Source organism: Mucilaginibacter kameinonensis (assembly GCF_003675385.1).
Classification (GTDB): domain Bacteria; phylum Bacteroidota; class Bacteroidia; order Sphingobacteriales; family Sphingobacteriaceae; genus Mucilaginibacter; species Mucilaginibacter kameinonensis.
This window is the reverse complement of sequence record NZ_RCWZ01000001.1, coordinates 1,121,338-1,143,707: the sequence shown is the minus strand read 5'-3', so window position 1 is coordinate 1,143,707 and position 22,370 is coordinate 1,121,338. Positions and strand designations below refer to the sequence as shown.

General features: G+C 42.1%; 22 protein-coding genes and 1 riboswitch. Of the genes, 6 read left to right on the top strand and 16 right to left on the bottom strand.

Annotation, left to right across the window (positions count from 1 at the left end; genetic code table 11):
- Positions 1-56 precede the first annotated feature (56 nt).
- The 3 genes from EAH55_RS05130 to EAH55_RS05120 all read right to left on the bottom strand — a co-directional run bounded on the left by EAH55_RS05130 (position 57) and on the right by EAH55_RS05120 (position 2,221).
- On the bottom strand, positions 57-851 hold the full coding sequence (locus tag EAH55_RS05130) for an undecaprenyl-diphosphate phosphatase (protein WP_121808721.1): 795 nt from the start codon (positions 849-851) through the stop codon (positions 57-59).
- A 99-nt stretch (positions 852-950) separates the two neighbouring features.
- Positions 951-1,247: a DUF3098 domain-containing protein gene (locus tag EAH55_RS05125; protein WP_121808720.1), complete on the bottom strand. Its 297-nt coding sequence runs from the start codon at positions 1,245-1,247 to the stop codon at positions 951-953.
- A 95-nt stretch (positions 1,248-1,342) separates the two neighbouring features.
- Complete coding sequence (locus EAH55_RS05120) at positions 1,343-2,221, bottom strand: cell division protein FtsX (protein WP_112574763.1); 879 nt, start codon at positions 2,219-2,221, stop codon at positions 1,343-1,345.
- A 369-nt stretch (positions 2,222-2,590) separates the two neighbouring features.
- On the opposite strand from EAH55_RS05120, the gene EAH55_RS05115 reads away from it, so the two are divergent.
- A complete protein-coding gene (locus EAH55_RS05115) occupies positions 2,591-2,794 on the top strand; it encodes a hypothetical protein (RefSeq protein ID WP_121808719.1) in 204 nt (67 codons plus the stop codon).
- A 117-nt stretch (positions 2,795-2,911) separates the two neighbouring features.
- On the opposite strand, the gene EAH55_RS05110 is transcribed toward EAH55_RS05115, so the two are convergent.
- The gene (locus EAH55_RS05110) at positions 2,912-4,660 is read right to left on the bottom strand and encodes an ABC transporter ATP-binding protein (RefSeq protein WP_121809036.1); all 1,749 of its coding nucleotides are present in this window, start codon (positions 4,658-4,660) and stop codon (positions 2,912-2,914) included.
- Between the two features lie 213 nt (positions 4,661-4,873).
- Complete coding sequence (truA, locus tag EAH55_RS05105; RefSeq protein WP_121808718.1) at positions 4,874-5,689, bottom strand: tRNA pseudouridine(38-40) synthase TruA; 816 nt, start codon at positions 5,687-5,689, stop codon at positions 4,874-4,876.
- A gap of 127 nt (positions 5,690-5,816) precedes the next feature.
- Here truA and EAH55_RS05100 point away from each other — a divergent pair, with 127 nt between their 5' ends.
- The gene (locus tag EAH55_RS05100; RefSeq protein ID WP_121808717.1) at positions 5,817-6,284 is read left to right on the top strand and encodes a DUF4293 domain-containing protein; all 468 of its coding nucleotides are present in this window, start codon (positions 5,817-5,819) and stop codon (positions 6,282-6,284) included.
- Between the two features lie 374 nt (positions 6,285-6,658).
- The gene (locus tag EAH55_RS05095; protein WP_121808716.1) at positions 6,659-8,503 is read left to right on the top strand and encodes a DEAD/DEAH box helicase; all 1,845 of its coding nucleotides are present in this window, start codon (positions 6,659-6,661) and stop codon (positions 8,501-8,503) included.
- Positions 8,504-8,644: 141 nt separating this feature from the next.
- On the opposite strand, the gene EAH55_RS05090 is transcribed toward EAH55_RS05095, so the two are convergent.
- The 5 genes from EAH55_RS05090 to EAH55_RS05070 form a co-directional block, all read right to left on the bottom strand.
- Positions 8,645-8,965 carry a hypothetical protein gene (locus tag EAH55_RS05090; protein ID WP_121808715.1) on the bottom strand — a complete coding sequence of 107 codons (321 nt, stop codon included), beginning with the start codon at positions 8,963-8,965 and terminating at the stop codon, positions 8,645-8,647.
- A 47-nt stretch (positions 8,966-9,012) separates the two neighbouring features.
- Complete coding sequence (locus EAH55_RS05085) at positions 9,013-9,324, bottom strand: hypothetical protein (protein WP_121808714.1); 312 nt, start codon at positions 9,322-9,324, stop codon at positions 9,013-9,015.
- 33 nt (positions 9,325-9,357) lie between these two features.
- The gene (locus EAH55_RS05080; protein WP_121808713.1) at positions 9,358-10,365 is read right to left on the bottom strand and encodes an NAD(P)H-dependent glycerol-3-phosphate dehydrogenase; all 1,008 of its coding nucleotides are present in this window, start codon (positions 10,363-10,365) and stop codon (positions 9,358-9,360) included.
- A 332-nt stretch (positions 10,366-10,697) separates the two neighbouring features.
- Positions 10,698-12,035, bottom strand: a complete 1,338-nt coding sequence (locus EAH55_RS05075; protein ID WP_114939915.1) for an efflux RND transporter periplasmic adaptor subunit — start codon at positions 12,033-12,035, stop codon at positions 10,698-10,700.
- Between the two features lie 36 nt (positions 12,036-12,071).
- Positions 12,072-13,517, bottom strand: coding sequence for a TolC family protein (locus tag EAH55_RS05070; protein WP_121808712.1), 1,446 nt, complete (start codon positions 13,515-13,517; stop codon positions 12,072-12,074).
- A gap of 101 nt (positions 13,518-13,618) precedes the next feature.
- Here EAH55_RS05070 and EAH55_RS05065 point away from each other — a divergent pair, with 101 nt between their 5' ends.
- Positions 13,619-14,239: a polysaccharide deacetylase family protein gene (locus tag EAH55_RS05065; RefSeq protein ID WP_121808711.1), complete on the top strand. Its 621-nt coding sequence runs from the start codon at positions 13,619-13,621 to the stop codon at positions 14,237-14,239.
- 572 nt (positions 14,240-14,811) lie between these two features.
- Here EAH55_RS05065 and EAH55_RS05060 read toward each other — a convergent pair.
- The 3 genes from EAH55_RS05060 to EAH55_RS05050 all read right to left on the bottom strand — a co-directional run bounded on the left by EAH55_RS05060 (position 14,812) and on the right by EAH55_RS05050 (position 17,750).
- A complete protein-coding gene (locus EAH55_RS05060; RefSeq protein ID WP_121808710.1) occupies positions 14,812-15,606 on the bottom strand; it encodes an alpha/beta hydrolase in 795 nt (264 codons plus the stop codon).
- Positions 15,607-15,785: 179 nt separating this feature from the next.
- Positions 15,786-16,643 (bottom strand): helix-turn-helix domain-containing protein, encoded by an 858-nt coding sequence (locus tag EAH55_RS05055; RefSeq protein ID WP_121808709.1) that lies wholly within the window; start codon positions 16,641-16,643, stop codon positions 15,786-15,788.
- 87 nt (positions 16,644-16,730) lie between these two features.
- On the bottom strand, positions 16,731-17,750 hold the full coding sequence (locus EAH55_RS05050; RefSeq protein WP_121808708.1) for a metallophosphoesterase: 1,020 nt from the start codon (positions 17,748-17,750) through the stop codon (positions 16,731-16,733).
- A 133-nt stretch (positions 17,751-17,883) separates the two neighbouring features.
- Between EAH55_RS05050 and EAH55_RS05045 the strand changes: the two genes are divergently transcribed.
- The gene (locus EAH55_RS05045; protein WP_121808707.1) at positions 17,884-18,630 is read left to right on the top strand and encodes a class I SAM-dependent methyltransferase; all 747 of its coding nucleotides are present in this window, start codon (positions 17,884-17,886) and stop codon (positions 18,628-18,630) included.
- 3 nt (positions 18,631-18,633) lie between these two features.
- Here EAH55_RS05045 and EAH55_RS05040 read toward each other — a convergent pair whose 3' ends face one another.
- The 3 genes from EAH55_RS05040 to bshA form a co-directional block, all read right to left on the bottom strand.
- Entirely contained in the window at positions 18,634-20,016 is a 1,383-nt protein-coding gene (locus EAH55_RS05040; RefSeq protein ID WP_121808706.1) for a voltage-gated chloride channel family protein, read from the bottom strand.
- A 58-nt stretch (positions 20,017-20,074) separates the two neighbouring features.
- Positions 20,075-20,139, bottom strand: a riboswitch (Fluoride riboswitch).
- A 111-nt stretch (positions 20,140-20,250) separates the two neighbouring features.
- On the bottom strand, positions 20,251-20,442 hold the full coding sequence (locus EAH55_RS05035; RefSeq protein ID WP_091215242.1) for a hypothetical protein: 192 nt from the start codon (positions 20,440-20,442) through the stop codon (positions 20,251-20,253).
- A 107-nt stretch (positions 20,443-20,549) separates the two neighbouring features.
- The gene (gene bshA, locus EAH55_RS05030; protein ID WP_121808705.1) at positions 20,550-21,692 is read right to left on the bottom strand and encodes an N-acetyl-alpha-D-glucosaminyl L-malate synthase BshA; all 1,143 of its coding nucleotides are present in this window, start codon (positions 21,690-21,692) and stop codon (positions 20,550-20,552) included.
- A 172-nt stretch (positions 21,693-21,864) separates the two neighbouring features.
- On the opposite strand from bshA, the gene EAH55_RS05025 reads away from it, so the two are divergent.
- On the top strand, positions 21,865-22,287 hold the full coding sequence (locus EAH55_RS05025) for a VOC family protein (protein ID WP_121808704.1): 423 nt from the start codon (positions 21,865-21,867) through the stop codon (positions 22,285-22,287).
- Positions 22,288-22,370 lie beyond the last annotated feature (83 nt).

Below are 22,370 nucleotides of genomic sequence, written 5' to 3'. Positions count from 1 at the left end.
GATATCCGCAAAATTTAAAACCTTTGCAGATATCCGATCCTAAAAGAAATATCCTGTTAAATATTTTGTAACTGATGACCGCTCAGCATCAAGCCAATAATTATGGCGCCAACAACAATACGATACCAGCCGAATATTTTAAAGCCTTTGCGCTCTAAAAAGGTTATGAATGTTTTTATGGCAAGCATGGCAACAATAAATGCTATAACGTTGCCTATTGCCAGTAATTTGATTTCTTCACCGGTAAATATGTGGCCTTCTTTATGGAAGTCATACAGCTTCTTAGCAGTTGCGGCAAACATAGTAGGCACAGCTAAAAAGAATGAAAACTCGGCAGCAGCTGTACGGTTTAGCTTTTGGGTCATACCGCCAACAATTGTAGCAGCCGAACGAGATGTACCAGGAATCATAGCCAAACATTGAAAAAAACCAATTTTAAATGCTGTTAAATTGCTGATATCTTTTTCTTGCTTAACGGTTGGTTTATTAAACCACTTATCAACAAACAATAAAATGATACCACCTACAAAAAGGGTAATACCAACTACATAAACACTTTCAAGCAATGCATCAATCTTTTTGCTGAATAATACTCCAAATACTGCTGCGGGTATAAAAGCGATAAACAGCTTTAAATAAAAATTAACCGACTGCAGAAACCTTTTCCAATACAGGATCACTACCGATAAAATAGCGCCCAGCTGTATGGCAACAGTAAACAGTTTAACAAAGGGATCGGCGGCTATGCCCATTACCGATGAGGCGATGATCATGTGCCCTGTCGATGAAACGGGCAAAAATTCAGTTATCCCTTCAATTATTGCAAGGATAATAACATGGATGAGATTCATTGGGGATTTAAGGGGTTGAGGTAGAAGTATACGTTATTTACAGCAGGAATGTTCGTTAGATTTGAACATACCTGCTGTAAAAACCAGCATGATTACTGTTTAATTAGCCGAAGGCTTTTTAAGAATAGCGAAGAAACCTAAAGCAAAGCCGCCCAAAACTACGATGGGAGCAATAACTATTTTGGTTGTACTGTAAATATCAGTTGTACCCGACATTAGCACAAAACCCAAAGCTACAACCGCAACGCTGATGATCAGCATACGGTAATTGCTTTTATCGAATATAAATTGCACTGGTTGCGTTGGCGCGGTAGCTTTTGCAGCACCTGCAGTTGTTGCCGAAGCTGTCGCTGCTGCTGGTTTTACAGGAGCGCTTGGTTTAAATTTTTGTGCCATATATCTTTTTTAATGACTGAATTATTGATTTAGTGAATTAGTGATTTAAAGCAGAGGAAAAACCTTTAGGCTTTATCCTTTCGCCTTTAACCTACCTATCTGTACAGATCGTATATTTTTAAACGTAAAAACTTGTTAACTGCTAAAAAGGTGCTAAAGCCCGATATAAAAATACCCAGACCAACAACACCTAAAAACACAATACCAAACTCGGTATAGTTTTGTAAAAACACCAGGTCGGGCACATTATCATAAGCAACATATAGTGTTCCTATCAGCAGGATAATAGCAATTAACCCGCCCAGTAAACCATGCCAGATACCATATAGTAAAAAAGGCTTGCGGATAAACCCTTTAGTAGCCCCAACCAACTGCATTGATTTGATCAGGAAACGCTGTGAATAAATAGCCAGCCTAATGGTATTGTTAATTAACGCTACCGAAAGCACCACAAAAATACCTGCGAAGGTAAGGATGATCAGGCTGATAGTAGTTACATTCTGGTTCATCTGATCAACCAATGATTGCTGGTATTTAACCTCTTTTATCAATGGATTTTTCAGCAGTTCGGCTTTAAATTTCTCTATATCCTTATTGTTCGCATAATCGGCTTTCAGGTAAACATCAACCGATTGTGATAATGGATTATAACCGAGAAACTTCACAAAGTCTTCGCCAAGGTCTTTTTGCAGGTTACGGGCGGCAAGTTCTTTACTCACGTATTGGGTTTGTTTTACCATTACGTTGCCATCCAGTTGTTTTTGAAGCTGTAATACATCGCTTTCGTGGGCGGCATCATCAACAAAAATATTAAGTACGATGTTTTCCTTAACATAGCTCGAAATATTTTTAGCGTATACCAGTATTAACCCCAGCAATCCTACCATTAACAGCACCATGGCAATACCAAATACAGTTGAAATGTAGATGGTTTTTGTTTTTTTAGAGGATGCGCTTGCTTCAAATTCTTCCATTTACGTTTGTTAGATGTTAGATATCCGATTTGAGATTTGAGGCCACTGCCCCTTCAAATTAATATCATATTTCTGCGAAAATAAGAAACCCACCCTAAAGGTAAAAGTTTATTGCTTATAAATATGTTTAATAGCGCCTTAGCTAACATATTTAACATTTATTAACAGCTAACCGGATCAGAATTTACAGGATTTAAGAATTAACAGAATTTATCGCTTTTGACGACTTGGCTACCCTGACAGGTAATTCTGAAAATTTAAAAATTCTGTAAATTCTGATTCAGACAATCCCGATACAGACAAATTAAAAACCAAATTCTGATATAAATCTGGAGTTAAACAAAGCATCATTGCCTTTGTTATTAAATTATGACAAAGCCAGCAAACGAAAAAGATAAACCTTCACCATCAGATACACCGACCCACAGGCCGGCCGATAATGGGCATAAAAGCAAGGTGCGGAAAGAAGATAAACAATATCATGCAGATAACCCGCATGGTGGCGATATCGCAAAAAAGCATGAAAAAGAAGAGCAGCCTGTGCATTCGGTTAAGAGTGTACCGAAGAAGTGAGTCATCTCAAAGCGTCATTTCGAGAAGGAACGACGAAGCAATCGCTTGCTATACAGGGCGGCCATGCTTCCGTGCGGTTGCCACGCTTCGCTCGCTATGACATGATGTAATATTTACCTATCTCGCAATCCCCGCCGAGTTAAACTGCAGGTCATACAACTTCCGGTAATGGCCATTCTCGATTTTAAGCAATTCCTGGTGAGTGCCCATTTCCATAATCTCGCCATGGTCAAGAACAATGATCCTGTCGGCGTTTTGAATGGTTGAAAGTCTGTGGGCTATCACGATAGCCGTACGGCCTTCCATTAATTTATTGATAGCATTCTGGATCAGGATCTCTGTTTCGGTATCAACAGATGAGGTAGCTTCGTCAAGCACCAAAATTGCCGGGTTATAAACCAACGCACGGATAAACGAGATCAGCTGCGATTGCCCTGCCGAAAGCGTAGAGCCGCGTTCCATCACATTATAATCATACCCTCCGGGCAGGCGCTCAATAAAATCATGTGCGCCAACATCTTTGGCGGCGGCGATGATCTGTTCACGCGTAATGGCCTGATTATTCAGGCTGATGTTATTGGCAATGGTATCGCTAAACAAAAACACATCCTGTATCACGGTAGCTATTTGCGAGCGCAGATAATTTATATCAAAGTCATGAATATCATGCCCGTCAACTTTAACACAACCCTGGCCTATCTCATAAAAACGGTTCAGGATATTAATAGTTGATGATTTACCGGCACCGGTGGCCCCCACCAAGGCAAGGGTTTCGCCTGGTTTAATATGAAAGCTGATGTTTTTAAGTACCCAGTTTTCGTCATTATAAGCAAACCAAACTTTATCAAAGCTGATATCGCCCTGCAACCTGCCTGTGGTAAGCGTACCCTTATTTTCAACAACCTCGTCGGTATCTAATACTTTAAAGATCCTGTCGGCGCCAACCATGCCCATTTGCAGGGTGTTAAATTTATCGGCCAATTGGCGGATAGGCCTGAACAGCATATTAAGCAACACAATAAAACTGGTGATCAGGCCCGGAGTAATTCCCTTGCCAGATACGGTGATAGTTGCCATCTGGCTGTCGGAAAGCATCCGTTTACAACCATACCAAACCAGCAAGCCCATACATATGGCAAACAGAATTTCTACCACCGGAAAAAATATCGAATAATACCAGTTTGAACGGATATTGGCATCGCGGTACTTTTCGTTCACAGCCTTAAACTTGCGCATTTCCTGGTCTTCACGGGCGAAGATCTGGATCACGCTGATACCCGAAATATGCTCGGCCAAAAAGGTATTGAGCCTCGCCACCTGTGTACGCACCTCCTGGAACGATGATTTGATGGCCTCCTTAAATACATAAGTTGAAGCAAACAGGAACGGCATCGGGATGAGGGTGATCAGGGCCAGCTTCCAGTCCTGCCAAAGCATATAGCCAATTACGGCAACTACCAGCAGCATATCACCCATGATAGAGATTAACCCTTCCGAAAAAATATCGGCAATGGTTTCCAGATCGGATACCGTGCGGGTGATGAGCATCCCGATAGGTGTACGGTCGAAGTATTTTAATCGTAAACTGGTAATATGATTAAAGATGTCAATCCTCAAATCGCGAATAACATACTGCCCCAGCGCATTGGTCGAATAGGTTTGATAATACTGGGCAATGGTTTGAATAATAAGCTGACCTATCATGAGCTCAACCATAAAAACCAGGCCGTTATAATCGTCGTTCAGGATGTTAACATCCAATGTACGCTGAATCAGGATTGGTTGTATCAAAGCGTTGACCGCAATGAAAATGGTAAGGAAGGTGGCTATAACAAATGTTTTGTTGTAAGGCTTAACATAATGCATTACCCTGCCAAGCAGTTTCCAGTCTAAAGCCTTTCCGGTTACGCCCCCCCCGCCTCCGCCAGCTGGCGGAGGTGCTGCTTGTTTGGTCGCTTCCCCATTCGTTGATGCTGAAGCTTCTTCCTTAGTATCTTTTTTTTCTTTAGCCACTATTTCAAAGTTAAAGTATAATTATATATCATCCAATCTCGCCTGCCCTCCGCCATAGTTCCCCCTTCAGGGGGTTAGGGGGCTTAAGGAGTACGGATATTTAACCTCTGTCAAATACAGCCCGCAGGCGGGTACGCTTGTACCGGCGTTTGAACGGTTTTTACTTTCAATAATCTCGCGGATAGCTTCCGGTTTCAATTCTTCGCGACCAATCATCATTAAGGTACCAACAATAGCGCGAACCATGTTGCGCAAAAACCTGTCGGCAGTGATATGAAAAACTATGCCGTTATCTGTCTTCACCCATTCGGCCCGGGTTATTTTACAGTTATTGGTTTTAACCTGGGTGTTTGATTTGCTGAAACAGCTAAAGTCAATATACTCCATCATGACAGCCGCCGCCTGGTTCATCAGCTCAAGATTTGGCACATCGCGCAACTGCCATGAATATCCCTGTAAAAATGGATCTTTATTAAAATGGATGTGATACTGATACGACCGCGCCGTAGCATCAAACCGGGCATGCGCATCGGCATGAACAGGGATCACATTTTTTATGGCGATATCGTAAGGAAGCAGGGCGTTTAGGCCCCTCACCACCTGTTCATGGTTAATAGTTGATGGTTCATAGCCATCGGCCTTACCATGATCTATGAACGATGAACCATTACCCCCAACATCAAAATGCGCGAAAAACTCTTTGGCGTGCACACCGGTATCTGTGCGGCCGCAGCCGGTTGTTTCTATTGGCTGACGAAGAATGGTGCTAAGGGCCTTATTTAACAGCTCCTGCACGCTTACGGCATTTTGCTGTACCTGCCAGCCGTGATAGGCAGTACCATTATAAGCCAGTTCAATAAAATAACGCTGATTGATGTTCACAAAGGCAAAGTTAATAATCTGCCAATGATGCAGGGTTCATAATTTGGTCATAGTATTTCGGGGCTGCAACAAATCGACTACATACTATAAGCAAAACAATTATATTTGCCCATATAATTTTAATACTATGCTTCAACGCATCCAAAGCATTTACCTTTTATTCGCCAGCCTTGTGCTGTTTGGCCTTTTCTTTTTCCCGCTTGCCCACAACGTTTATATTAATGATAAGCCGTCAAGCATTATGGTTACCGGTATTTACCAGGATGTTAATGGCGCGCAGCAACATACCCAAACTTTTGTGGCCCTTACTGCCATAACCGCTATTGTGGCCCTTGTTCCGTTAGTTATTATCTTTTTATATAAAAACCGCAAGCAGCAAATAGCATTTTGCTACAGCGCTATACTTGTGCTTATTGGCTATAGCTTTTGGATGGCGCAAACCGTTAAGGGCACAGCCGGCAGCATTACACTCGACACCCACACTATGGGTATTGGCCTGTTCCTTACCTCGTTAAGTATCATACTCATCATTTTTGCGCAAAAAAGCATTCAAAAAGATGAGAAACTGGTAAAATCGGCCGACAGGTTGAGGTAAGCTTATATTAACATTAAGTCAACAGCACTAAGCCGGAAGTCATAAGTCTGGCTTTTTTCTTTTCTATACTTTTAGTTTAGGTTAAATAACAAGCTGATCCTTGTGATCCGGATGTAAAAAAATACTGAAAAACCTGTAGCTTTCGCCGTTGCAAATAAGCTTTTGATCAAAAAAGCAAGTTCAAAAACCCTCAAAAAATAAAATCCATGTTATGAGATCATTAATTAACTGGTTTTTTTTCAGCTATTTAGTAGCTTATTCGCAATAATACCATCAAACGCAATTTTATCCTAACCAAGCTATTGGAATTGTAAAACATAAACACTATCTTTGCGCCCGATTTGACGATGTTGTCAAATTCGTTATTTTAATTCATGAACAACCCATTTATTGAACTGGGAATCCGTCATGATATTGTTAATGCCATCTCTGAATTAGGATTTGAAAATCCTACACCAATCCAGGAGCAGTCAATCCCGGTATTGTTAACAGGCAGCAACGATTTTGTCGGATTAGCCCAAACCGGGACCGGAAAAACTGCTGCCTTTGGCCTACCATTGTTGGAACTGCTTGATTTCGAAGAAAATCATCCACAGGCACTTGTTTTATGCCCAACACGCGAACTTTGTTTACAGATCGCGAACGACATTAAGAATTACGCCAAAAAAATGAACAACGTACATGTTGTTGCAGTTTATGGTGGTGCAAGCATTATGGATCAGTTACGCCAGATCAAACGCGGCGTACAGATTGTAGTTGCTACACCAGGTCGTATGCTTGATATCATAAACCGTAAGGCTATAGACTTTTCGGCTGTGAAGTATGTAGTATTGGATGAGGCTGATGAAATGCTCAACATGGGCTTTCAGGAAGACATTGATAGTATCTTATCTACCACACCCGAAGAGAAAAAAACCTGGCTATTCTCGGCCACCATGCCTGCAGAAGTTAGGCGGATCGCCAAAAAGTACATGGACAATCCGTTTGAGCTTACTATGGGCGCAAAAAACACTGGTAATGCCAATATCGAGCACGAGTACTATATAGTACGTGCCCGTGACAAGTATGCCGCGTTTAAACGTATTGTTGACTTTAACCCTGATATTTTTGGTATCGTATTTTGCCGTACCAAAATTGAAACCCAGGAAATTGCTGAGTCACTGATTAAAGACGGCTATAATGCCGATTCATTACACGGTGACCTGTCACAGCAACAACGCGATAAAGTGATGAAACGCTACCGTGAGCGCAGCCTGCAATTGTTAATTGCTACTGACGTTGCAGCACGTGGTATCGACGTTAATGACGTAACACACGTTATTAACTATTCACTACCTGATGAAATTGAAAACTACACCCACCGTAGCGGCCGTACAGCCCGTGCAGGTAAAACAGGTGTATCAATCTCTATCGTTAACGCTAAAGAATTAGGCAAAATCCGTCAGATTGAGCGTGTTATTGGTAAAAAGTTTGTAAAAGCCGAAATCCCAACAGGTTTTGATGTTTGCGAAAAACAATTGTTCTCTATTGTTCACAAAGTACATAATGTAACTGTAAACGAAGAGCAGATTGAGCAATACCTGCCACGTATTTACGACGAGTTTAAAGATTTCACCAAAGAAGATTTCATTAAACGCTTTGCTTCAATTGAGTTTAACCGTTTCCTTGATTATTATAAAAACGCTCCTGACCTAAACGCCAACATTGAAGAAGGCCGTAACAGGTTTGAAGATCGTGGCGAACGCGGTAACGGCGTGCGTGGCAACTTCACCCGTTTATTTATAAACTTAGGTTCGGTTGACGAGTTTAACCGTGGCGATTTGTTGGGTTACATCTGTAACACTACCAAAATCAGCGGTCGTACCGTAGGTAAGATCGACGTTAAAGGCGTGTATTCTTTCTTTGAAGTTCAGAACGAAGATGTTGACAAAGTGATGAGCAGCTTCAAAGAAGCAGAATACAAAGGTCGCCCGGTAAGGATTGAGATTTCAGGCGAAGGCACAAGCGAGCGCCGTGAAGGTGGATACCGTGGTGGCGAGCGCCGTGAAGGTGGTGGTTACCGTGGTGGCGAGCGTCGTGAAGGCGGATACCGTGGTGGCGAACGTCGCGAAGGCGGTGGTTACCGTGGCAACGAGCGTCGCGAACACAATGGTGGCGGTTTCCGTGATTTTTCAGGCAAGCCCCGTGAAGATCGCCCGGAACGCAGAAGGAGATTTTAATCATCCATCATAAAGAAACCACCATGTGCAAAGCATGTGGTGGTTTTCATGAGCTTCCTTTAGTAAGAAGCATTAGTTTTAGTTTAGTTTTGTTAACAAAGCCTTTTAACCGCTGCATACGGGAATAAAGGCTTTTGTTGTTTAACGGCTAAACTCAACAATATCCGAGTCGGGATAACAAAGCGTTAGCTTACTATCGGTAAGTTCCTTAATACAAAACTTGGTATAAGGCCTGCTCCCCTGGTATGAGGTGTAAATAGTATCACTTTTTACAAAATAATCCTCTTTACTGGCCTGCCCATCATCCATAATAAAATCTTTATCGGTTATGGAAAGCTTGGTTGAACCATCTTTTGACTTCCAGTTACCTTCCAGCTTTTTATTGGGGGCCGGCGCGGTTGAACAAGAATAAACCAGTAACATGCTTGCAACTGCAGCAAATATCGGAGCAAACTTTTTCATGACGGATCAGGATTTTTCAGAACGGCTTACGCCTTTATCGGATTTAATTATTGCGCAGGTTTATCAACCAGCTGAGATTTTTTTAAGTATACACGATGCCCTTTCTTATCTACATAAAAATAGTGTGAGTATTTATCAATGTAGATGGTTTCGCCATTAGGGCCAACCTTACCGGCATATTTTTTATCGGCTACCGCAGTTGCGCCTTTAACGGCAATCTCTGACGTTTTGTGCCCTATCTTTTTAGTGGTCTTGCTGATTTTACCGCCAAGGGTCGAATCTTTATGCGTTTGGGCAAAGCCGGGGCTAACCATAAATGTGCCTGCGGCAAACAAGGCTATTTTAAATAGATTTTTCATAAGTGACAGTAATTAAGTTTCTTTTAGTAAGAATCAACTCAATTTTTCGGCCAAATTTCTCATTTCTATCACAGGTGAGCGTTTTTGATATAAAATAGCATAAACGGCCTCGCAAATGGGGATGCTTACACCATATTGCTTATTAACCTCATGTAGACAATTTACTGCATAGTATCCTTCGGCAACCATATTCATTTCCAGTTGTGCCGATGTTACAGTATACCCTTTGCCTATCATATTACCAAATGTACGGTTACGGCTAAACTGTGAATAAGCGGTAACCAGCAGATCGCCCAGGTAGGCCGATTCTTTTATATCCCTGTCAATAGGATGCACAGCGGCCACAAAACGCTCTAATTCGCGAATAGCGTTGGAGATCAGCACCGCCTGAAAATTATCGCCGTAGCCAACACCATGGCAAATACCGCTGGCAATGGCATACACATTCTTTAATACCGCGCCATATTCGGTGCCGTATATATCGTCAGAAATATTGGTTTTGATATACCGGGTATTGATCATACCGGCAAATTCCGAAGCCAGCTCGGTATCGCCGGAAGCTATGGTGAGGTACGATAATTTTTCAAGCGCAACCTCTTCGGCATGGCACGGACCACTGATTACCATAAAGTCATCAAACGATATATCGTATTTTTGATGAAGAAATTCGGCAATTATCAGGTTTTCGTCGGGCACTATACCTTTTATGGCCGATACTATCTTTTTCCCTTTCAAATCGGCAGCGGTAATATCTTTTAGTGCTTCTTTCAAAAAAGCGGCAGGTACATTGAGCAGTACAATATCCGCAGCCGCTATAAGCGGCTTCAGATTGGTAGATATATTTTGCTCAGGAAGTTTGATCTCTACCGAGCTTAAGTAGTGAGGGTTGTGCGCAAACTTTTGCAGATGTTCCACAGCTTCGGCATTACGCATCCACCAAAAAATTTCTTTTTCGGTAGTGTTGTCGATAAGCATTTTAATATTGGCCGTAGCCCAGCTTCCCCCACCAACAACTGTGATCTTGTTTAATTTTTTACCCATTAATAAATAATAGAAATATCATCGCCAGGTTTTAATCGGCACAGCAAATTAATGAAATATTATGCAGATTGGCGAATAGGGAAAACTGTCTTCATACCCTTTACACTACCGCAGGTTTAGCGATAGCGTAACCTGTGGCTAGCATTGGGGAAGCTTCCAGCTTCCGGAGAATATAGTTTAAGCTGAAAGCTGAAACCATTATACACCACGGGTTACGCTATCGCTAAACCCGCGGCAGTTAATTTCTATGCATAACAAAAAACGCCCGGCTTCGCCGGGCGCTATAAAAACTAACTCTTCATTTGCACAGAAATCTGCACATCTAAAATCAATTACTTAGTATTATCAGCGTTAAATAGCTTTGATTTATCTACTTTCTGAACCATTTGACCGTCGCTCAATGTTTTTGAAATGGCTGAGTACGGAGCCGATACAACCTCTTCACCTCCTTTTAAACCAGATAAGATCTGGATATAACTATCATTCTGGATGCCGGTAGTTACCTGCACCTGTTTTAATTTACCAGCATTTAGCACAAATACATATTCCTTAGCTATCGGGCTGATCTGTGGCTTGCTCTTGTCGTCGTCAGCTTTTGGCGGACCATTCTCTTCTTTCTTCTCTTCGCGGGTGGTTACCGATTGAATTGGTACCGACAATGCTTTAGCAGAGTTAGTGCTGATATCAACAGTAGCGGTTAATCCGGGGCGGAAAGGCGATGGGTTATCAGCAGTTTTCTTTAACAAAGCAACATACGATTCAGCATTGATCCTCACTTTTACGGTAAAGTTGGTTACCTGGTCGGCAGATGTACCTACTACGTTTGCCGAGCTTCCTATTTCAGTTACCACACCGGTAAATTTCTTGCCTAAAAATGCGTCGACCTCAATTTTTGACGAATCGCCAAGCGAAATACGGTTAATGTCGTTCTCATTCACATCAACGTTAACATCCATCTTGCTTAAATCGGAAATTGTCATGATCTCGGTACCGGCAAATTGTTGCGTACCCAAAACGCGTTCGCCTTTTTCAACGGATAGTTTTGAAACCACACCATCAACCGGCGAATAAATAGTTGTTTTTGCCAGATTGTCCTGTGCTTCCTTAACCGATGCCTGCGACTGGGCTAAACCATATTGTGAACCAACCACGTTTTGCTTGGCAGCCTCAAGAGATGCTTTAGCACCTTCATAAGCAGCTTTGGCATTTTCAAATTCCGAAATGGTTAATACCTTTTTATCAAAAAGCTCTTTACTGCGTTTGTAGATACCTGCCTGATTATTATAGGTGGCTTCGGCTTGCTTAAGCATCTGGTTTGAATTACCTACGCTTGCTTTTTGCGTATTGTATGACGCGATAGCACGGTCATAACCTGATTTTAAAATATCTGGCCTGATCTTACAAAGCAGCTGGCCTTTCTTTACCACATCACCCTCTTTAATAGGCAGCTCAACCACCTCGCCAGATACTTCCGGGCTTATCTTAACCTCAACATGCGGTTTAATTTTTCCGCTGGCCGATACAGTTTCATTTATTTCACGTGTTTCGGCCTTTTCGGTAGCTACCTGGGTTAGCGCAGGCTTACCTATCAGGCCTGTTGCCTTAGCAACAATCAGCAGGACAATCAGGGCGCCAAGACCTATCAGAATATATTTAGTAGTTTTTCCCATGACGGTGAATTTGGATATTTTACGGTTAAGATTTTATTATAGTGTTATAGGGTTACCTAAATAATAGTCAATGACTTTGCTTCTGAAAACCACCTGGTATTGCGCCTCAATCATATCAAACTGCGATTTGTTGAGATTAGTTAATGATGTATTATAATCAAGTGAGTTAACCAACCCTACAGTATAGCGTTGCTGTATGATGTTAAAGGCGTCTTTATTTGCATTATAGGTTTGCGTAGCAGATACATAACGCTTGTCGGCAGCCTGCAAATCCCACACAGCCTGGTAAATGATCTTGCTCAGGTTATTGCGGGCCAACTGCGCGGTAACTTCCGCATTTTGGTTTTGCAATTTAGCTTTGCGTACCGCGGTGCGCGAAAGGAACCTGTTGAAAATAGGAATCTGCAAGCTAACCCCTACCGATTGATTAAAGTTATCGCTCAGCTGCCTGAAAAATGGATTACTTTTATAGCCAACCTTATAGTTGGGTACTACAACCGCTTGTTGCGAATTTTGAACAAAACCAACGGTATCAAATTTACCTGTTGGCGTGACACCAAAAGGTGTATTCTTCGCATCAGAGAAGTACGAACCTGCAGCACCAAACAATACTACCGATGGATAATAATTACCCCGAGCTATTTTTACACCCTGTGCGGCAGCTTTTTGGCGTTGCTCTGCTAATAATACGTCGGGGTTTACAGCGAGCGCGGTTTTCACTACTTCCTGGGCGTTATAAACGGTTTGTACATTATTGAGCTTGCTGATGTCCGGTCTTTCAACTTTAATATCTGCACCCGGATCCATTTCCATGTATTGCTTTAAGGTAAGCAATGACTGCTCCAGCTGATTCTCGGCATTGGTATAGTTAAGCTCGTTGGTAGACAGCTGTGCTTTGGCCTGTGACAGATCGGCAAGAGTTTGATTACCTACGTCGAAATTTTTCTGGGCACGATCTAAGGCTATTTTGGATACATCAATTTGTTGCTGAGCGGCAGTTACCAAATCCTGATTAGTTAGCACCAACAGGTAAGTAGTAACCACATTCAGGATCAGATCATTTTTCACCTTGGCCACATTGGTTTTATCGGCATCAAGTAAGATCTTATTCTGAATTACTGTATTACGCAATTGCCCGCCCTGAAATAAGGTTAACTGCGAGGTAAAGTTGCCGTTAACCGCCAGGATACGCTGATTGCTGAACTGGTTAGTTGAAGGGTCGATATTACGGCCAAAATTGAACGAGCCTTGCGGACTAACCGCTAAATTTGGCAGCTGGTTGTACTTCGACTGTTTAAGGTCTTCGTTAGTAACTGCTGCTGTAAATTCGGCTTGTTTAATGGTAAGGTTGCGATCAAGGGCAAGATCTACCGCTTTTTGCAGGCCTATTACTTCCTGCGCGCGGGCATTAAAGCCGCATACCGAAAATATAATTGTGCAAATGAGCGTTGCTTTAACTGATAGTAGTAATTTTAGTTTCATAAGGTTTTTCTATACAATGGTAAGCAACTGTTCATTACATTGCAGTGTTTATTTTTGTTAAATGTTGTTAATAGGGATAAAACACAAACTACCTCATCTGTATGTACCTGGTTAAAACTCCCTGGCTGCTGAAAAAGCTCTATCCCGAACTAACATGGGATATAAGATCAACTGACCGTTGCATTTATCTCACTTTTGACGACGGCCCTATACCAATTGTTACACCGGCTGTATTAAATATTTTAAAACAATATAATGCCAAAGCCACCTTTTTTTGCATTGGCGACAATGTACGCAAACACCCCGATATTTTTGAACAGGTAAAAGCCGATGGTCATGCCATTGGCAATCACACGTTCAATCACCTCAAAGGTTGGAAAACTGATACTCAGACCTATCTCGATAATTTTTTAGAAGCCGATAAATTGCTGGATACACCCTTGTTTCGGCCCCCTTACGGCAGGATAAAGAGGGCACAGGTCCGCGCCTTGAAAACGGCCAAACCCGATCTGAATATTTTTATGTGGGATGTGCTCAGCGGCGATTTTGATATCGCCCTTAAGCCCGAAGACTGCTTAAAAGGCGTGCTTAAACATACCGAAGCCAGATCAATGGTGGTATTTCATGACAGCATCAAAGCCTTTAAGCGCTTGGAGTATGTATTGCCAAGGGCTTTAGAAGTTTGGAGTAAGGAAGGGTATGCTTTTAAGAGTTTGCAGTAGGCGTGGCCGTTTGCAGCAATAAATGGCCTATTGCTATCACAAGGCACAGCCTGGCGGTAGCGGAGGATTTTCAAAGGGTAAGCCATAAATCCAACATAAAAACGTCATTGCGAGGCACAAAGCAATCGCGAACTATACAGGGCGGACCTGTTAATCGGGGATTGCTTCGTGCCTCGCAATGACGTTGAGGGCTACTCCGCTACCACCAGGCTGTATCTTGCGGTAGCAGAGGGTATGGTTTTCTATTAATGCTATGAGTTATTGTTTGTAAGCAGTCTTATTACTTCGAGTTCCCCGGAGGGGATACCCATTTGTAGAAAAATAACGCTAATAATTTTTTGCCACGTAGAGGCTACCCTCTCAGCATTAAATATAAACATCGATGATTAGGGTAGCACCGACGGTGCAAAATAAATGTTTTGAAATTCTATTCTACAAACAGGTAGCACCTAACGGCGCAAGAAACTGGAGATGTGTGCCGACAGCTTCCTCAAAAGGAAGTTTCGTATAAATCAAAAAAGCCGCATGTTCATAAAACATACAGCTTCTTGCTATTTGAAAAATGCTTTTATTTATTTTTTTGCGGCAGCATTTTCTGCTGCTTTGATAATTACAGCTGCAACTGCTTTTGGTTGAGACATAAATACCACGTGACTGCCTTTTATCTCGGTTATTATGGTATTTGAGCGTTTGTACATGGCACGTTCGATATCTGGGTTGATACTTTTATCCTCGGTAGCAACTATGCCGTAAGCAGGTTTATTTCTCCAGGCAGGGTTAGTGATAGGGGTAATAAATCCTTTAGCATAAAAGGCACCCTGTGAAGCATACATAAAATCGGCTTCTTCTTTGCTGATATCGGCACAAAAACCAGCGTGAAATTTAGCTTTGTCATAATAAACTATGCCTTTGTCATCTGGTGCTAATACACCATTTTCAGGAGCCGGAGGAGCAGTTTGCAACCATTGAACGGATGTTTCCCCCTTGTCTGGTTGTAGTGCCGCGATATAAACAAGGGCTGCTACCTTCGGGTGGTTACCTGCTTCGGTAATCACTGTACCACCCCATGAATGTCCTACCAATATAGTCGGACCATCCTGTTTGTCGAGCGCAGCTGTTACAGCTCTAACATCGTCTTCTAAAGAAGATAGTGGGTTTTGCACCACAGTAACATTATATCCTTTTTTGGTAAGTTCGTTAAACAATGCTTTATAGCCAGATCCATCGGCAAATGCGCCGTGCACCAACACCACATTTTTAACGGCCTGGGCCTGTGCAGATGATTTAAAGCCTAAAACTGTTACAAGGACTAATACAAGGCTAAGCAAACCTGCTTTGATGCTGTTTTTGAATAATGGAGTTTTCATATTGTTTTGATTTTAAATGTTGTGTTTGATTTAACAATACAAAAGTGCCCCAAATGCGGCAGGCGCGAAATGTCGCCAGTTCCCGAAAGATTGTAATTTCTTCCCGGTTTATCTAACAACCCCGGTAAAAATGAAAAAGCCGGCAAATAATTTACCGGCTCACAAAAAAAAAGATTTAATTATGCCAATACGGGCTGTGTTTTTTCGCTTCTGAATTCGGCAGGCGACTGTTTGGTATGCCGCTTGAAAAAATTGCAGAAATAGGCCGGATCCTCAAACCCCAGCTCATATGTAATTTGTTTAACCGACTTGGTAGTGTAGCTAAGTAAGCGCCTGGTCTCAACAATAATACGTGACTGGATCACCTGCTGAGGTGTTTTGTCGTTGTAAAGCGAGAAAATATTTGATAGTGTTTTGGGCGATTTATTCATCAGTCCCGCATAAAAGTTAACCGAATGCTCGTTTTTGAAATTCATTTCAACCAACAGGTTAAACTTCCGGAATATATCCAGCTTTTGATCCTGGTTATTTTCCGTTGGGATATATTCTGTGCGGGCCATCTGCGTCACCATAATGATCAACCGCTTTAACAGCATGATCAGCATGTCGTTCTGGATCTTATCTTTAATGTGCAGTTCCTGGGTAAAAATGTCAAGTAATACTTTAAGTCTTAAAGCATTAGGATCATCCAGCGGAATGAATAACAAATCACCTAAACCAAAAAGGAAGCCCACACAGCTTACTTCGGTATCATGGTCAACTATGCAGTAAAATTCGCGGTTAAACTGCCAGGCAACAATATCGGCAGGTTTTTCGAAAGTAAAGGTTTGATCAAACATCAGCGGCAGTAATGTATTCGTGTTGAATAGGTGATTGGCGCCATCTATATTGATAGTTTGCTGCCCGCCCCTGTTCCAGGCTATGGTAAAATATTTCTTTGCCTTATCCCGGGTGTAAAAAAAGCGGTCAAAACTTTCCTCACCACTTATCAACAACAGATCGCCGCCTGTTTTATGATCTGATACAGTTAACTTCATTAATTTTTTTGCTGATAAAGATAAGATAGATTGACGATGTTTTTAATCGGCCAAAAACAGAAGCATCACCTCGAGCATATAATGTACTTACATCACAGGGCAACCAACATTCAGTTGCCTGGCAATATGAATGATCTTTTGAGGGGTATTGAGTCCTTTCTTCAGATCATCAAGTTTTAAATTATTGGCTTTGCTCTTAAAAACGAATGTCTTGAAATCAAGCTTGCTTGTCTCAATGCTAAATTGCTCCTGGTGGATGTTCAATAATTCCAACGTGAATAAATCTATCCGGGCCTTTAATACCGGGATTAAATTCTCCAGCGCAGTTATCCATTTTTCCATGTTATTTAAAAATTTCCGGGCTTCTGCCTCTTCAACAAATGATAGCTTTTCCAATTGTTTTGTGATGGTGATAAACTCCATGTTAGGCCAGTCTTTAGACTTCAGAACAGGTGTTTGCCAGATCTTCTGCTCACTTTTCCAATAATCTTGCTTAGCTTTTACCTGATGAACAATAAAGCCTGGCAGCTCGATGGTCGTCAAAAAACCGCCGTGACATGCGCCGGTATCAATGCCGTAAGTATTGTGTTTTATCTGGATCATATCGCCTACCACGTGATGTCCATAAATGACAGGCTTCTCCCCTTTGTAATATTCACTCCAGTAAGTTTCAGGCAGATATTTTTTTTCTAAATAACGCTCGCCGGCTGTCGCCCCGCTCAATACCTCTTCTTTTTGCTGGCTTAAGGCTTTGTCATGTTCAAAAGCAGCGTGAACAATAATGGCCTCTTCTGTTTCATGATAATAGCCGAGCGTACCTAACCAATCTAAAAACGATTGATAATCTTGTCCAAGTTGCACTTTGACAATCTCCTGCGCATAGCTCAACACGCCGCTCATGTGTTTTCTTTCGTGATTGCCAATTAGCACTTTGGTATTAGGCCTGCATTTAAGATATTCATAAACCTCTTTCGACTTATTGCCCCTGTCAACTATATCGCCAACAGAAATAAGGGTATCTTCAGCAGTTAAGCCTATCTTTTGAACAAGCGCCATAAGCTCATCATAGCAACAGTGAATATCTCCTACAACAAATGTTTTTGGCATATCATCCTATACAAACCGGTTAATTTAAAGATATCCTTAAGATTTCCAAAAACATACCATATTAATCCGATGCCGGCTAAATGAACTTGGAACTGCAAACTGAATACTGCCTACTTTTTATACATTTGCACCCATGAGCAACGAACTCACCGACAAGGCATTTTGGGCCGGTTACTGGGAATCAAAAAAAGATCTGGCTTTTAATGTGCCGGTTAATTATACTTTTCATAAGCTGCTGAAAAACATTACAGATGCCAACAAACCAGCCTCGGCCATTGAGCTTGGTGGTTTTCCGGGTTATTTCGCTATTTTTTTGAAGAAGTATTTCGGGCTCAAAACTACATTGTTTGATTTCTACGTTCACCCAAAAGTTTTGAAAGAGGTACTGGATGCCAATCAGCTTAGCGACAAAGATATCGCGGTTATTGAAGGCGACCTGTTCAAATATCAACCCGAAACCGAATATGACCTGGTGCTTTCATGCGGATTAATAGAGCACTTTAACGACACCAAAGGCATTATCGAAAAGCACCTTTCTTTTCTGAAACCGGGTGGCACGCTGTTCATTACACTGCCTAATTTCACCGGTGTTAATGGTTGGGTACAACGCAACTACGATCTTAACAACTACGAAAAGCATAACATCAGCAGCATGAACCCTGCCTTACTGGCCGGCTACTGTAAAGAGCTTGGGCTGAAAAATGTTGAAGCTTATTACTACGGCAAATTTTCTGTCTGGCTGGAAGATAAGGCTAACAAACCTGCCATTGCTAAGGCAATTACCAAACTGGTTTGGGTAGCAGGCAAGGTTTTCACCAAAATTATCCCGATTGAATCAAGACTGTTATCGCCTTATATCGTAGTTACAGCTACTAAGTAAATCTTAATCGTTTCCTTTTAATGGGCTGTATTTTGCCAGTTTCTGGTACAGGTAACTACGCTTTTTCATTGCGTCCGAAAGCGTTTTGTCATCAGTCGGATCATCACTGAGTTTGGTTACACCAATTCTTTGCGAACCGTAGATACCGGTGTGCCCGCTGAAAAGGTAAGCAGTAAAACATGCCACGGCAAACAACAAGGCATGTTCGCCTCCAAAAAGCTCTATCCCCATAAAAGTACAAGCCAGTGGTGTGTTGGTTGCTCCCGCAAAAACAGCAATAAAGCCTAAAGCGGCAAATAGGCTTACCGGCGCATCCAGTACACTGGACAAAGTATTGCCCAAAGTAGCGCCGATATAAAACAGCGGTGTTACCTCGCCGCCTTTAAAACCGGTGCCAAGCGTTACCGTAGTATAAATTGTTTTCCAGAGCCAGCTCCAGGTATCGGCACCGCCGGCATGAAATGCCGAGGGAATAGTAATGGCACCCAAATGTTCGGCATCCACACCTAAGCTTAAATAATCGGGTTTTCCGTTAATGAAAGTAAGCGCTATGATGATCAAGCCGCCAATAAAAGGGATAAGCCAGGGCGTTTTTATGTATTTGGTAAAAAAGCTTTTAATACCATGAACCATTTTCGCAAACAGGTAACTGGCCAGGCCGAAAGCAATTGACGCTACTATCGTTTTCATGATCAGCAACAGATCGGTTGAAATATATCCCGAAAACCAATGCGGGATAAGAGGGATAATATCGATATGATAGGGCGTATGATGAACGGCCCAGGCTGCTACCGTTACGTCGCCAACTATACCAGCTATGAGGCAGGGCAGCAGTGCGTTATACTGTACCCGGCCAATGGTTAATACTTCCATGGCAAAAACAGCGCCGGTTAATGGCGTGCCAAACACTGCCCCGAAGCCCGCGGCTATACCTGCGGTAAGTACCGTCTGCGTGTCAGCATCATTCAGCTTTAGCCATTTACCTATCATCTGAGCTAAACTGCCACCCATTTGCACGGCCGTACCCTCACGCCCGGCCGAACCACCGAACAAGTGCGTGATGAAGGTAGTAATGAGCACCAGCGGGGCCATCCGTTTAGGCACCCCTCCGCCGGGGTTATGGATCTCGTCAATAATCAAATTATTTCCCTTTTCGGCAGAGCCGCCAAAAAGCTTATAGATAAAAAAGATAGCAATACCGGCCAGCGGCAACAGGTACAACAACCAGTTGTGTGCAAACCTAAAATGAATAGCCCAACTCAGCAACCACAGAAACAACGCCACCGCACTACCAATAACTACAGCTATAGGAATGATAATGACCGTCCACCGGAGGGCGTTTTTTAGAATTGCGAAATGTTGCGAAGAAAAAAGTTGGTTTTGCATACTGCTGATATTTATTTACCCACAAAAAATTAGCACAGGACAAAAGCCTGTGAGTTAATTATCTGTAGGCGCCATCAGCTTTTTAGGGCGGTTAAGTAGGAAGACACCATTTCCTTTTGTGATGCTAATATAGGTTTCTTTTTTTCTAAAACAAAATAGCCTTACTTAGCACGTGTGCATGAGTAAGGCTATTTTTCCAGGCCGGCTTGAACCGACCGGCTCAAGTTATTCTACTTAAGCAATGCTTAGTGTTTCCACATCCTTCAGAGCCAGAAGCATTAATTTACCCTGGTATTCCACCCAGATGTCGGCGAAACTATTCTCATCGTACCCCATAAATTTTAATGGATGACCTATATGCAGGTTTTTCCATTTCTTTCCGATGTACTTAAGGAGTTGTCCGCTTTTTAGTGTGTGCTTTGCCATAAGTTTTAACTTTTAGGAGTGAAAAACTAAATTAATTAACGAAACCGATAAAATTTAACTTTTTAAGAATATTTTCAGAATTGTATCAGGTTTATTACAACTGTTGGTTAAACAGCCTTAGCTTTACTTTGCTCAATTACTTCTAAATAAAAGTTCTCGTACTTGGGCAAAATGGTAGATAATTCGAACTCTTTGGCGTGCGCCAGCGCATTTTCTTTAAATTTAGCTAAACGTTCTTCATCTTCCAAAATAAATATTGCTTTTTCGGCCATACCATCTATATCGCCCGGTTCTTTCAAAAATCCAGTTAATCCGTCAACATTTAATTCGGGCAAACCTCCTGCGTTACTACTAATCACAGGCACTTTACAAGCCATCGCTTCCAGCGCCGCCAAACCAAAACTTTCTGATTGAGATGGCATCAGGAACAGATCGGATACGGAAAGGATTTCTTCAACGGCATCCTGTTTACCTAAAAAGCGTACGTTATCGGTAACACCCAAATCGCGGCAAAGCTGTTCGCACATAGAACGTTCCGGACCATCGCCCACCATCAACAATTTAGATGGGATTTTTTTAATCACCTTGGCAAAAATCTTCACCACATCTTCGGTACGTTTTACCTTACGGAAGTTGGAGGTATGTACCAGGATCTTTTCGCCCGAAGGAGCAATCGCTTTCTTAAAGTGATCTTTAGGTTTAAGGCTGAACCTGGTAAGATCAATAAAGTTAGGGATCACGAGGATGTCCTTCTTAATATCAAAAAACTTGTAAGTATCATCCTTAAGATTTTGCGAGACCGCGGTTACGCCATCGCTTTGGTTGATAGAAAAAGTTACCACGGGTTTAAAGGTGCGGTCTTTACCAACCAGGGTAATATCAGTACCGTGCAGTGTAGTTACTACCGGGATATAAATGCCATAGGTCATCAGGATCTGCTTAGCCATAAAAGCGGCCGAAGCATGGGGGATAGCATAGTGCACATGTAGTACATCCAACTGCTCATGACGCACCACATCAACCAACCTGCTTGCCAGGGCCAGCTCATAGGGCGGAAAATCAAACAGCGGATAGTTAGAAACCGAAACTTCGTGATAGAACAGGTTTTCGGAAAAGAGATCCAACCGCGCAGGTTGGTTATAGGTTACAAAATGAACCTGGTGACCACGGTCTGCAAGGGCTTTACCAAGTTCAGTGGCAACAACCCCGCTTCCGCCAAAGGTTGGGTAACAAACAATTCCGATTTTCATTAATATGAATATGTTTTAATTGGTGCAAGTTTAACAGCAATTTACATCAAATGTGTTAAGGCTGTGTAAAATGATGACCGGATGATAATATCGCTTATTGGCTCCGCAACTTAAATTTATTCCTTGTGTTTAAACGTATATTAGAAGCTCAAACAAATAGCTGATTATCAACATGGCAAACGTTATAAATTTAGCAATTAACGGCATACAACATATAGGTATACCGGTAACCAACATTGAAGTATCACAGCAATTTTACAGCAGACTGGGCTTCAACAACGTAATGCAGGCCCCGTTTACGGATAATGGCGGTACTGGCACCTGCATCATGATGCAGCGCGGCAACATGATCATGGAATTGTATCAGCTTCCCGAAGTTTCATTAGCTGAGATTCGTGCGCGTTCAAACGGGCATGTGGATCATGTGGCCTTTGATGTGGATGATATCGACCTTACATTTAAAACCGTTAAAGAAGCAGGCTTAAATATCCTTGAACCCGAACCTGTATTTCTGCAATTCTGGAAAAACGGCTGTAAATATTTTAACATTACCGGGCCGGATGGTGAGCGGTTGGAGTTTAACCAGGTTTTGTGATTTCGGATTTCAAATGTTCGATTTCGGATTTAATTTTTTTTCCTAATGAATTACCCCCCTAGTCAGACCTGTCAGTCTGAGCC